The sequence below is a fragment of the Streptomyces sp. NPDC037271 genome (assembly GCF_055603605.1).
The window spans coordinates 279,921-292,707 of record NZ_JBVJVN010000002.1; the positions used below are offsets into that span (position 1 = coordinate 279,921).

Here is a 12,787-nt window from a genome sequence, read left to right on the forward strand (position 1 = left end):
GATCCGCCGTACGAGAGGAGTTCGTCTCGTACGGCGGAACCGAGGGGTCACGTCATCTGCGGGGCTGGGCGTCCAGCACCTGCTGGAGCGCGTCGAACTCCTCGACGCACTTGCCGGAGCCGAGCGCCACGCTGTCCAGCGGGTCCTCGGCGATGTGGATCGGCATTCCGGTCTCCCGGCGCAGCCGCTCGTCGAGCCCGCGCAGCAGCGCGCCGCCGCCGGTCAGGACGATGCCCCGGTCCATGATGTCGCCGGACAGCTCCGGCGGACACTTGTCGAGGGTCGTCTTGACGGCGTCGACGATCGCGTTGACCGGCTCCTCGATCGCCTTGCGTACTTCGGCGGCGGAGATGACGACGGTCTTGGGCAGCCCGGAGACGAGGTCCCTGCCGCGGATTTCGGTGTGCTCGTCGGTGTCGAGGTCGTACGCCGAGCCGACCGTGATCTTGATCTGCTCGGCCGTGCGCTCGCCCAGCAGAAGGCTGTACTCCTTCTTCACGTGCTGGATGATCGCGTTGTCCAGCTCGTCACCCGCGACGCGGATGGACTGGGCGGTGACGATGCCGCCGAGCGAGATGACCGCGACCTCCGTGGTACCGCCGCCGATGTCCACCACCATGTTGCCCGTGGCCTCGTGGACCGGCAGGCCGGAGCCGATGGCCGCGGCCATGGGCTCCTCGATGATGTGCACCTGACGGGCGCCGGCCTGGGACGACGCCTCGATGACGGCGCGGCGCTCGACGCCGGTGATGCCCGAGGGCACACAGACGACGACCCGCGGGCGAGCCAGATAACGCCGCTTGTGGATCTTCAGGATGAAGTAGCGGAGCATCCGCTCGGTGATCTCGAAGTCGGCGATGACGCCGTCCTTCAGCGGGCGTACGGCAACGATGTTGCCGGGCGTGCGCCCGATCATCTTCTTCGCTTCGGCGCCGACCGCGAGGATGCCACCGGTGTTGGTGTTGATCGCGACGACGGACGGCTCGTTGAGTACGATCCCGCGACCCCTGACGTACACCAGCGTGTTGGCGGTCCCGAGGTCGACAGCCATGTCACGGCCGATGAACGACATTGAGTTCCCCATCAGGATTCGACTGGCCTTCCCATGAGCTTTTGAGGGCTTTTCAGGTAGGCGAGGTGGGTGCAGTGACGCGTGGAGGCTTCCATCGTAGACGCGCTTTCGCGAACACTGCGCGAGGGTCTTCGCCATTGTCAGCAGATGGCGCATCGCCTCGCTTGTGGAGACGGGCCAACGGAGGCATCAGTTCCCCCGAACAGGCGCGCATATGCCACAGGGCGGTCGCTTTTACGCGACCGCCCCGGTCTGCTGCGGGCCATTCGACTGACGTCGCGTCAGAAAAAAGCCGTGTCCGGCGTGTCCGGGAAGGGACTCAGACCCGGCCCGGGAAGAAGATCTTCAGCTCGCGCTCGGCGGACTCCTCGGAGTCGGAGGCGTGGATCAGGTTCTCCCGCACGATCACGCCGAAGTCCCCGCGGATGGAGCCGGGGGCGGCGGCGATCGGGTCGGTCGGGCCGGCCAGCGCGCGCAAGCCCTCGATGACCCGCTCCCCCTCGACGACCATGGCGACGACCGGGCCGGACGCCATGAACTCGACCAGCGGCTCGTAGAAGGGCTTGCCCTTGTGCTCGCCGTAGTGCTGCTCCAGCGTCTCGGCGTCCAGAGTGCGCAGTTCCAGCGCGGTGATCTGCCAGCCGGCCTTGCGCTCGATACGGCTGATGATCTCGCCGGTCAGGCCGCGACGGACGGCGTCGGGCTTGAGGAGGACGAGGCTGCGCTGGGTCACGACGGGCTCCTTGGAGAGGTGCGTTCGCACGGGCGTGCGAACGTGCGGTGGTACGAAGTGATGACTGAGGTTACCGGGCGTGTCGCGGCGCCCGTCACGCAGCGTCAGGCGGCGTCGGGCGCCGCGGCGTCCGCCTGGGCCGCGAACCTCGCCTTCGCTTCGTCGATCTTCCGCCCGTAGTGCACGGACGCCCACCACAGGGCGGCGAAGACCGCCCCCAGGAAGAACATGGTCGGCACGACGAACCCGGAGGCGATCAGTGCGATCTGCAGGGCCCAGCCGAAGGCGACGCCGCCCGGCCGGGTGACCACGCCGCACAGCGCCACGCACAGGAACATCGCGATGCCGCTGACCGTCCACACCGTCCCCATGGACAGGTCCGGGTCCTTCATGGCGACCAGTCCGGCGAAGCCGATCACGAAGACCTCGCCGATCAGAGTCGAAGCGCAGAGCGTACGCACGTTTCTCAGCCCCTCCCGAGGAGCAGTCGGGCCTCGCCGACGGTGATGACGGAACCGGTGACGAGCACACCGCCGCCCGCGAACTCGCCCTCCTCCTCGGCCAGCGTGATCGCGGCCTCCAGGGCGTCCGGCAGCCGCGGCTCGACCTGGACGCGGTCCTCGCCGAACACCTCCACGGCGACGGACGCCAGCTCGTCCGCGTCCATCGCGCGGTGGCTGGAGTTCTGGGTGACGACGACCTCGGCGAAGACCGGCTCGAAGGCCTCCAGCAGCCCCCGCACGTCCTTGTCGCCGCTCGCGCCGACCACACCGATGAGCCGGCTGAACTGGAACGCCTCCCCGACCGCCTCCGCGGTGACGCGGGCCCCGGCCGGATTGTGCGCGGCGTCCAGCACCACGGTCGGCGAGCGCCGCACCACCTCCATCCGCCCCGGCGAGGCGACGGCGGCGAAGGCCTTGCGCACGGTGTCGATGTCCAGCGGCCCGGGACGCTGCGCCCCGACGCCGAAGAACGCCTCCACGGCGGCCAGCGCCACGGCCGCGTTGTGCGCCTGGTGGGCGCCGTGCAGCGGCAGGTAGACCTCGGTGTACTCGCCGCCGAGCCCGCGCAGGGTCATCAGCTGCCCGCCGACGGCGACCTGCCGGGCGACGACCCCGAACTCCAGCCCCTCGCGCGCCACGGTGGCGTTGACGTCCACGGCCTTCTTCAGCAGCACCTGCGCCGCGTCCACCGGCTGCTGGGCCAGGATCACCGTGGCGTCCTGCTTGACGATGCCGGCCTTCTCGGCCGCGATCGCGCCGGGCGTCTCGCCGAGCCGGTCGGTGTGGTCCAGGTCGATGGGGGTGACGACGGCGACGTCCCCGTCGATGACGTTGGTGGCGTCCCAGGAGCCGCCCATGCCGACCTCGACGACGGCCACGTCGACGGGCGCGTCGGCGAAGGCGGCGTAGGCCATGCCGGTCAGTACCTCGAAGAAGGACAGCCGGTAGTCCTGCTGCGCGTCGACCATCTCGACGTACGGCTTGATGTCCTCGTACGTCTCGATGAACCGCTCGGCGGAGATCGCGGCGCCGTCCAGGCTGATGCGCTCGGTGACCGACTGCACGTGCGGCGAGGTGTACCGCCCGGTGCGCAGGTCGAAGGCGCCGAGCAGCGCCTCGATCATGCGGGCGGTGGTGGTCTTGCCGTTGGTCCCGGTGATGTGGATGGACGGGTACGACCGCTGCGGGTCGCCCAGCACGTCCATCAGCGCGGCGATGCGGGCGACGGACGGCTCCAGCTTGGTCTCGCCCCAGCGGGTGGCGAGCTCCGCCTCCACCTCGCGCAGGGCCTTGTCCACCTCGGGGTCCTCGGGGCGCGCGGGCACGTCGGCCTGCGGGGGGCCGCCCTGGGTGCGGAGGGTGCGGCTGCCGGCCTCGATCACGGCGAGGTCGGGGTCGCGGGTCGTCTCCGCGTCGATGATCTCGTCGAAGGATTCGAGAGGGTCGGGCTGGTTCTCGCCGGGGTTGTCGCTCACGGGACCAGTCTACGGAGGGGCGCCGCCAAAGGTCGCGGGTGGCTTGCCCGTCGTACGTCCGCGGGCCGCCGCGGGCCGCGGACGCCCACGCGGCTGAGTCGTGGGGCGCCCGCCCACACGGCTGAACCGCACACCGGTACGGCCCCGCTCCCCCGGGTACGCGAAGGCTCCCGGCACCCACAGGGGGCACCGGGAGCCTTCGTCCACGTGCCGGCGATTACGCCTGCGGCAGCTTCTCCAGCTGCGCCTGGAGCCGCGCGATGTCGTCGTCGGCCTTGGCCAGCCGGCCCCGGATCTTGTCCACGACGTGGTCCGGAGCCTTGGCGAGGAACGCCTCGTTGCCCAGCTTGGCGCCCGCCTGCGCCTTCTCCTTCTCGGCGGCGGCGAGGTCCTTGGCGAGGCGCTTGCGCTCCGCCTCGACATCGATCACACCGGAGAGGTCGAGGGCGACCTCGACCCCCGCGACCGGCAGGGTCGCCGTGGCCGTGAAGGCGTCGCCCTCCGGCTGGAGGCGCAGCAGCTGCCGGACGGCCGCCTCGTGCGCCGCGAGCGCGGTGCCGTCGAGGGTCAGCCGGGCCGGGACCCGCTGGCCGGGCTGGAGGCCCTGGTCGGCGCGGAAGCGGCGGACCTCGGTGACGACGGACTGGACGGTCTCGATCTCCCGCTCGGCGCCGGCGTCCCGGAAGCCGCCCGGGGCGTCAGCCCCAGGAACGGACACAGCGGCCGGCCAGTCGGCGATGACGAGCGACTCGCCGCCCGTGAGCGTGGTCCACAGCGTCTCGGTGACGAACGGGACGACCGGGTGCAGCAGCCGCAGCGTGACGTCGAGGACCTCTCCGAGGACGCGCTTGCTGACCTCGGCGGGCTCGCCGCCCGCCTGGAACGTCGTCTTGGACATCTCGACGTACCAGTCGAAGACCTCGTCCCAGGCGAAGTGGAACAGGGCGTCGGACAGCTTCGCGAACTGGTAGTCCTCGTAGTACGCGTCGACCTCGGCGACCACCGAGTTCAGGCGGGAGAGGATCCAGCGGTCGGTCGAGGACATCCTCGACGCCTCGGGCAGCGGGCCCTCGACCGTCGCGCCGTTCATCAGCGCGAAGCGGGTGGCGTTCCAGATCTTGTTGGCGAAGTTGCGGGAGCCCTGGACCCAGTCCTCGCCGATCGGGACGTCGACGCCCGGGTTGGCGCCGCGCGCGAGGGTGAAGCGGAGCGCGTCGGAGCCGTACTTGTCCATCCAGTCCAGCGGGTTCACGACGTTCCCGAACGACTTGGACATCTTCTTGCCGTTCTGGTCACGGACCATGCCGTGCAGGGCGATGGTGTGGAACGGCGGGGTGCCGTCCATCGCGTAGAGGCCGAACATCATCATCCGGGCGACCCAGAAGAAGAGGATGTCGTAGCCGGTGACCAGGACGGAGTTCGGGTAGAACTTCGCGAGCGAGTCGGTCTGCTCCGGCCAGCCCAGCGTGGAGAACGGCCACAGGCCCGACGAGAACCAGGTGTCCAGGACGTCGGCGTCCTGGTGCCAGCCCTCGCCGCTCGGCGGCTCCTCGTCGGGGCCGACGCAGACGACCTCGCCCTCGGGGCCGTACCAGACGGGGATGCGGTGGCCCCACCACAGCTGGCGCGAGATGCACCAGTCGTGGAGGTTGTCGACCCAGTCGAAGTACCGCTTCTCCATCTCCTGCGGGTGGATCTTGACCTTGCCGTCGCGGACCGCGTCGCCGGCGGCCTTGGCCAGCGGGCCGACCTTGACCCACCACTGCATGGACAGGCGCGGCTCGACGGTGGTCTTGCAGCGCGAGCAGTGGCCGACGGAGTGGACGTACGGCCGCTTCTCGGCGACGATCCGGCCCTCGGCACGCAGCGCGGCGACGATGGCGGAACGCGCCTCCAGCCGGTCCAGGCCCTGGAAGGGGCCGTGGGCGGTGATGATCGCGTGCTCGTCCATGACCGCGATGGCGGGCAGGTCGTGGCGCCGGCCGATCTCGAAGTCGTTCGGGTCGTGGGCGGGCGTCACCTTGACGGCGCCGGTGCCGAACTCGGGATCGACGTGCTCGTCGGCGACGACCGGGATGGAACGGTCGGTCAGCGGCAGCTTGATCAGCTTGCCGACCAGGTGCTTGTACCGCTCGTCCTCGGGGTGGACGGCGACGGCGGTGTCACCGAGCATCGTCTCGGCACGGGTGGTGGCGACGACGATCGTCTCGTCCCCGTCGCCGTACTTCATGGAGACGAGCTCGCCGTCGTCGTCCTGGTACTCGACCTCGATGTCGGAGATCGCGGTCAGGCAGCGGGGGCACCAGTTGATGATGCGCTCGGCGCGGTAGATCAGCTCGTCGTCGTAGAGCCGCTTGAAGATGGTCTGGACGGCCTGGGACAGGCCCTCGTCCATGGTGAAGCGCTCACGCGACCAGGCGACGCCGTCTCCCAGGCGGCGCATCTGGCCGCTGATCTGCCCGCCGGACTCGCCCTTCCACTGCCAGACGCGCTCGACGAACGCCTCGCGGCCGAGGTCGTGCCGGGACTTGCCCTCCTTGGCCAGTTCCCGCTCGACGACGTTCTGCGTGGCGATGCCGGCGTGGTCCATGCCGGGCTGCCAGAGCGTCTCGAAGCCCTGCATGCGCTTGCGGCGGGTCAGCGCGTCGATGAGCGTGTGCTCGAAGGCGTGCCCGAGGTGCAGGCTGCCGGTGACGTTCGGCGGCGGGATGACGACGGTGTACGGCGGCTTGTCGCTGTCCGCGTCCGCCTCGAAGTAACCCCGTTCCACCCAGCGCTCGTACAGCTGCCCCTCTACCTCGGCCGGCGCGTACTGGGTCGGCAGTTCGGTGGCGGGTGCTGGCTGCGGCTGCTGAGAGTTCTCGGTCACGGGGGTCAGTTTAAGGGCGTCACGACCCTGTCCCGAAACTCGTTTCGTTTGTAACGGTGCGGCCCCCGGTGACCTGCGCACGCCAGGTCTGGGTCAGGATGTCAGCATCACATAAGCATCTGGAGGGGAACCCAGAAATGAGTCACAACCAGCCGGGCCCGTACGGCGGGCAGCCCCAGCAGCCCGGACCGTACGGCCAGCCGGGTCCGTACGGCCAGCAGCCGCCGCAGGCCCCCCAGCCCGGCTACGGCTACCCCCAGCAGGCTCCTCCCCCGCAGCCGGGCTACGGCTACCCGCAGCAGCCCCAGCAGGGCGGCGTCCCGCCGCAGCAGCCGCCGTACGGCCAGCAGCCCGCCTACGGCCAGCAGCCGCCCGGCCAGGCCCCGTACGGCATGCCCCAGCCCCCGGCCCCGGGCGGCGGCAAGAAGAAGACGGGTCTGATCATCGGCGCGGTCGCGGTCGTGGCGGCGATCGGCGTGGGGGCGTACTTCGTGTTCGGCGGCGGCGCGGGCGGCGGCTCGGACCTCGCCGACGACGGCCCGCACAAGCTGACGACCCCGGCGACGGTGCTCGGCGAGTACAAGAAGGCCGACGGTGACAGCGGCAGCACAAACGCCGGTGACATGAAGGACGCCGAGAAGTGGGGGGTGAAGGACGCCAAGGACGTGAGCGCCGAGTACGCGACGGAGAACGAGGAAAACCCGCTGGCGAGCAAGCAGCTCATGTTCGGTGGCGTCTACGGCACGATCGACGATCCGGAGAAGGCGCTCGACGCGATGTTCGCGTTCATGGAGAAGGAGAGCCAGGAGGGCGGCAGCGACGAGGACGTGACGTTCTCCGGAGAGCCGAAGGAGTACAAGCCCGATTCCCTCGACGGCGCCATCATCAAGTGCCAGGAAGCCAAGGTCGACAACTCCGACGGCGGGGAGAACGCGCCCAAGTCGATGACCATCACGTACTGCGCCTGGGGCGATCACAGCACGCTCGGCCTCGTCATGCCGATGAGCCTTCTGGACATCGCGGCCGGCAAGAAGACCGACCCGGCCGAGGCGGCCGAAATCACCGCCAAGCTCCGCAAGGAAGTCCGCGTCAAGGCCTGACGCGGAAACGGACACGCCGAAGGGGCCCGGTCGGTCGACCGGGCCCCTTCGGCGTTCGTAGGTGGTGCGGCTACGCCGTCTTCTGCTCGCCCGGCCCCCGCCCCCGCGCGTCCCGCGGGATGAGGGTCGGGTTGACGTTGGAGAGGACCACGTCGGCCGTGATGACGACGCGGGCGACGTCCTTGCGGGAGGGGACCTCGTACATGACGCCCTGGAGAACTTCCTCCATGATGGCGCGCAGGCCGCGGGCGCCGGTCTGGCGGAGGATGGCCTGGTCGGCGATGGCCTCCAGGGCCTCACGCTCGAAGTCCAGCTCGACGCCGTCGAGTTCGAAGAGGCGCTCGTACTGCTTGACGAGCGCGTTGCGCGGCTCGATCAGGATCTGGAGCAGGGCCTCGCGGTCGAGGTTGTGGACCGAGGTGATGACGGGGAGCCGGCCGATGAACTCGGGGATCATGCCGAACTTGACCAGGTCCTCGGGCATGACGGACTCGAACTGGTCCTTGGACTCCAGCTCCCGCTTGGAGCGGATCGTCGCGCCGAAGCCGATTCCCTTGGCGCCGGCCCGGCCCTCGATGATCTTCTCCAGGCCCGAGAAGGCACCGCCCACGATGAACAGGACGTTCGTCGTGTCGATCTGGATGAACTCCTGGTGCGGGTGCTTGCGGCCGCCCTGCGGCGGGACCGAGGCCGTGGTGCCCTCGAGGATCTTCAGCAGGGCCTGCTGGACGCCTTCGCCGCTGACGTCGCGCGTGATCGACGGGTTCTCGCTCTTCCGCGCCACCTTGTCGATCTCGTCGATGTAGATGATCCCGGTCTCGGCCTTCTTGACGTCGTAGTCGGCCGCCTGGATCAGCTTGAGCAGGATGTTCTCGACGTCCTCGCCGACGTACCCGGCCTCGGTGAGCGCCGTGGCGTCGGCGATCGCGAACGGGACGTTGAGCATGCGCGCCAGGGTCTGGGCGAGGAGGGTCTTGCCGGAGCCGGTGGGGCCCAGCAGCAGGATGTTGGACTTCGCCAGCTCGATGGCGTCGTCGCGGCCTTGGGCGCCGCCGTTCTCACCGGCCTGGACGCGCTTGTAGTGGTTGTACACCGCTACGGAGAGCGCCTTCTTGGCGGCTTCCTGGCCGACGACGTACCCGTCGAGGAACTCGTAGATCTCGCGGGGCTTGGGAAGCTCCTCCCAGCGCACCTCGCTGGTCTCCGCGAGCTCCTCCTCGATGATCTCGTTGCAGAGGTCGATGCACTCGTCGCAGATGTACACACCAGGCCCTGCGATGAGCTTCTTGACCTGCTTCTGGCTCTTGCCGCAGAACGAGCACTTGAGCAGATCGCCGCCGTCACCGATGCGTGCCACGGTGTGCTTCCCCTTCGCCTGGGAGACGCCCAGCCGTCGACGTCACGTCAACGGCCGGCGGACTCCTGGTGCTGCCTTATGTCCGACGGTACCTTGCCGAGCCCCCCGTCCGGGCCCCCCTTGGCACGGTTCACTTCGACGTGGACCGTGCCAAGGAGCAGCAGACGATACCCGTCCGCGTCAGCGAACCGACTCGTTGTTCATCTTGCGGGTGGAGATGATCTGGTCGACCAGACCGTAGGCCAGGGCGTCCTCGGCCGTGAGGATCTTGTCGCGCTCGATGTCCTCGCGGATCTTCTCGACCGGCGTGGTGGAGTGCTTGGCCAGCATCTCCTCCAGCTGCGCGCGCATGCGGAGGATCTCGTTGGCGGCGATCTCCAGGTCGGAGACCTGGCCGCGGCCCGTCTCGCTGTACGGCTGGTGGATCAGGACGCGGGCGTTCGGCAGCGCCATGCGCTTGCCCGGCGTGCCGGCGGCCAGCAGGATCGCGGCGGCGGAGGCCGCCTGGCCCATGCAGACCGTCTGGACGTCCGGCTTCACGAACTGCATGGTGTCGTAGATGGCCGTGAGCGCCGTGAAGGAGCCGCCGGGGCTGTTGATGTAGATCGAGATGTCCCGGTCGGGGTCCATCGACTCCAGGCACAGCAGCTGCGCCATGACGTCGTTGGCGGAGGCGTCGTCGATCTGGACGCCGAGGAAGATCACACGCTCTTCGAAGAGCTTCGCGTACGGGTCGTACTCGCGAACGCCCTGGGAGGTGCGCTCGACGAAGCGCGGGATCACGTAGCGGGACTCGGCGGTGGGGCCGGTGTACTCGGCACGCGGGCGGCCGTGCAGGCCGCTGCCGGGGAAGTCGTTCACAGTGTCTCCTGGAAAGGGGCTGAGGCGGTCGGCTCGGGACCGGCTGGACGGGCGCGCTGGGCCCGCGGAGGGCTGGGCTCGGCTCCGCGGGGCCCGGGGAGACCCGGGGAGCCCGCGGGGAGCGGCTCAGGCCCCGGTGCCGCCGCCGCCCGGCATGCCGGCGGCCGTGGTGATGACGTCGTCGACGAGGCCGTACTCCTTGGCCTCGAAGGCGTCGAACCAGCGGTCGCGGTCCGAGTCGCGGGTGATCTGCTCGATCGTCTGGCCGGTGTGCTGGGACGTGAGCTCCGCCATGCGCTTCTTGGTGTGCAGCAGCCGCTCGGCGTGGATCTTGATGTCCGAGGCGGAACCGGCCAGGCCGGCGGAGGGCTGGTGGATCAGGATCTCGGCGTTCGGGAGCGCGAAGCGCTTGCCCGGGGTACCGGCACTGAGCAGGAACTGGCCCATCGAGGCCGCCAGGCCCATCGCGATCGTCACCACGTCGTTCTTGATGTACTGCATGGTGTCGTAGATCGCCATACCCGCCGTGATCGAACCGCCGGGGCTGTTGATGTACAGGAAGATGTCCTTGTCCGGGTCGGCGGCAAGGAGCAGCAGCTGCGCGGTGATCTTGTTGGCGATGTCGTCGTCGACCGGCTGGCCGAGGAAGATGATCCGCTCACCGAGCAGCCGGTTGTAGACCTGGTCGCCGAGGCCACCACCGATGGAGGGCTCGCCGGCGGCGGAGGGCATCAGATTCGTCACGTATCCACCTGCTCGTCTTACGACGGCGCCGGGCCGTCTCACGTGTTCTGCCGGGGCACGGGGCCGTCCGGCCGGTTTCGGGGACTCCCCTGCCCTCGTATTCATGGACCCTAACGCGCAGGCCCTGCGGTGCCATCCCGGTTCTCGCGGTGTTCGCTGTGAGCGCATGTCGCTCCGCTGCGTGAGCGGGGTGCGGCTCCGCCGTGGGCGGTCCGGTCCGTCCCCGGCCGGAGGCCGTGGGGGCCTGGGGCCGCGCCCGCCGTCGTGCCGTGCTCCGGGACCGTACGGCGTCGCCGGGACGTGAGCGCGACGGGCCCCGAAGCGCTTACCGCGTCTCGGGGCCCGTCGTTACTGCGTCAGGGGTGCCGTGGGGCTCAGCCCTCGGTCTTCTCCTCGGCCTCGGCCTCGGTGGCGTCGGTGGGCTCGGCGGCGGCCTCCGCGGCCTCCGTCTCCTCCTCCTCGTCCTCCAGGTCGACGACCTCGCCGTTGGTGTCCTTGACCGTGGCCTTCTCGACCACGACGGCCAGGGCCTTGCCCCGGGCGACCTCGCCGACGAGGAGCGGGACCTGGCCCTGCTCGACGACGGCCTGTGCGAACTGGTCGGGGGACATGCCGGAGGAGGCGGCGCGGCGCATGAGGTGCTCGGTGAGCTCCTCCTGGCTGACGTTGAGCTTCTCCTGCTTGACCAGCTCGTCGAGGACGAACTGGGTCTTGATGCCCTTGACCGCGGCCTCGCGGGTCTCGGTCTCGAACTCCTCGGCGGTCTTGCCCTGGATCTCCAGGTACTTGTCGAGGTCCAGGCCCATCTGGCCGAGCTGGTGGTGCTCCAGGTTGTGCTTGCGGGTGTTGACCTCGTCCTCGAGGAGCTTCTCGGGGACGGGGACCTCGACCAGCTCGAGGAGCTTGTCGAGCACGCGCTCCTGGGCCTGCGTGGCCTGGTCGTACTGCTTCGTGTTGGCCAGGCGCTTGCGGCTGTCGGCCTTCAGCTCCTCGAGCGTGTCGAACTCCGACGCGAGCTGCGCGAAGTCGTCGTCCAGCTCGGGCAGCTCGCGCTTGGCGACCTGGGTGACCTTGACGGTGACCTCGGCCTCCTTGCCGGCCGCCGAGCCGCCCTTGAGCTCGGAGGTGAAGGTGGCCTCGCCACCGGCCTCCAGGCCCTTCACGGCGTCGTCGATGCCTTCCAGCAGCTCACCGGAGCCGATGGTGTAGGAGACGCCGTCGGCGACGCCGTCCTCGAGGACCTCGCCGTCGACCTTGGCCTGCAGGTCGAGGGTGACGACGTCACCGTCCTCGGCGGCCCGCTCGACCGGGGAGGTGGAGGCGAAGCGCTCGCGCAGCTGCTCCACCGCCTTCTCGACGTCCTCGTCGCTGATCTCGACGGCGTCGACCTCGACCTCGATGCCGGAGTAGTCCGGGATCTCGATGGCCGGGCGGATGTCGACCTCGGCGGTGAAGTTCAGCGTCTCGCCGTCCTTCAGCTCCGTGATGTCGACCTCGGGCTGGCCGAGCGGGTTCAGCTCGGCCTCGTTGACCGCGTCGGTGTAGAACTTCGGAAGCGCGTCGTTGACCGCTTCCTCCAGAACCGCACCGCGGCCGAACCGCTGGTCGATGACCCGGGCCGGGATCTTGCCCTTGCGGAAGCCCTTCACCGTGACCTGCTGGTTGATCTTCTTGTACGCCGCGTCGAGGCTGTCCTTGAGCTCCTCGAAGGGCACCTCGACAGTGAGCCGAACCCGGGTCGGGTTCAGGGTCTCCACGGCGCTCTTCACGGTTCGGTCTCCTTGGTGGCTGACTTCTTGGGTTCTGCCGGAGCCAGAGCGGCATCCGGCAAATTTCGCCGCCCGGAGACTTCAGACGCTGAGCACACGGGCGTGCAGCTTGCATAGTAACGGCAGCGACTACACGGCCCAAAAGGCGATCACGGGAATCCCGGGTCGTTCACCCGAGGCGACCGGCCCAAGACCCGAGGGGCGACCGGCCCAAGGCCCGAGGGGCGACCGGCCCAAGGCCCGACGAGAGGCCGCGGAGCGCCGGTGGCCGGGCGGGACGCGGCGGTGACCGGCCGGGAAGCAG

Annotated in this window: 10 protein-coding genes; 1 reads left to right on the forward strand and 9 read right to left on the reverse strand. The window is 69.5% G+C overall.

Annotated elements, in window-relative coordinates:
* Positions 1-52: 52 nt before the first annotated feature.
* From ACZ7G3_RS05930 to ACZ7G3_RS05950, 5 genes are all read right to left on the reverse strand, one after another.
* Positions 53-1,072 carry a rod shape-determining protein gene (locus ACZ7G3_RS05930; protein ID WP_398130593.1) on the reverse strand — a complete coding sequence of 340 codons (1,020 nt, stop codon included), beginning with the start codon at positions 1,070-1,072 and terminating at the stop codon, positions 53-55.
* Positions 1,073-1,391: 319 nt separating this feature from the next.
* Complete coding sequence (gene ndk, locus ACZ7G3_RS05935) at positions 1,392-1,805, reverse strand: nucleoside-diphosphate kinase (protein WP_470923478.1); 414 nt, start codon at positions 1,803-1,805, stop codon at positions 1,392-1,394.
* A gap of 104 nt (positions 1,806-1,909) precedes the next feature.
* Positions 1,910-2,266 (reverse strand): DUF4233 domain-containing protein, encoded by a 357-nt coding sequence (locus ACZ7G3_RS05940; protein ID WP_426517218.1) that lies wholly within the window; start codon positions 2,264-2,266, stop codon positions 1,910-1,912.
* Between the two features lie 5 nt (positions 2,267-2,271).
* On the reverse strand, positions 2,272-3,783 hold the full coding sequence (gene folC, locus ACZ7G3_RS05945) for a bifunctional tetrahydrofolate synthase/dihydrofolate synthase (protein WP_470923480.1): 1,512 nt from the start codon (positions 3,781-3,783) through the stop codon (positions 2,272-2,274).
* 217 nt (positions 3,784-4,000) lie between these two features.
* A complete protein-coding gene (locus tag ACZ7G3_RS05950) occupies positions 4,001-6,652 on the reverse strand; it encodes a valine--tRNA ligase (protein ID WP_470923482.1) in 2,652 nt (883 codons plus the stop codon).
* 137 nt (positions 6,653-6,789) lie between these two features.
* Here ACZ7G3_RS05950 and ACZ7G3_RS05955 point away from each other — a divergent pair, with 137 nt between their 5' ends.
* Positions 6,790-7,752, forward strand: coding sequence for a hypothetical protein (locus tag ACZ7G3_RS05955; protein ID WP_470923484.1), 963 nt, complete (start codon positions 6,790-6,792; stop codon positions 7,750-7,752).
* Positions 7,753-7,822: 70 nt separating this feature from the next.
* Here the strand turns inward: ACZ7G3_RS05955 and clpX are convergent, their stop codons facing one another.
* The 4 genes from clpX to tig all read right to left on the reverse strand — a co-directional run bounded on the left by clpX (position 7,823) and on the right by tig (position 12,483).
* Positions 7,823-9,109, reverse strand: coding sequence for an ATP-dependent Clp protease ATP-binding subunit ClpX (gene clpX, locus ACZ7G3_RS05960; protein WP_426600490.1), 1,287 nt, complete (start codon positions 9,107-9,109; stop codon positions 7,823-7,825).
* A gap of 180 nt (positions 9,110-9,289) precedes the next feature.
* A complete protein-coding gene (locus tag ACZ7G3_RS05965; RefSeq protein WP_426600491.1) occupies positions 9,290-9,970 on the reverse strand; it encodes an ATP-dependent Clp protease proteolytic subunit in 681 nt (226 codons plus the stop codon).
* Positions 9,971-10,096: 126 nt separating this feature from the next.
* Positions 10,097-10,702: an ATP-dependent Clp protease proteolytic subunit gene (locus ACZ7G3_RS05970; RefSeq protein ID WP_031040345.1), complete on the reverse strand. Its 606-nt coding sequence runs from the start codon at positions 10,700-10,702 to the stop codon at positions 10,097-10,099.
* Positions 10,703-11,088: 386 nt separating this feature from the next.
* Positions 11,089-12,483: a trigger factor gene (gene tig / locus ACZ7G3_RS05975; RefSeq protein ID WP_470923487.1), complete on the reverse strand. Its 1,395-nt coding sequence runs from the start codon at positions 12,481-12,483 to the stop codon at positions 11,089-11,091.
* Positions 12,484-12,787: the final 304 nt, after the last annotated feature.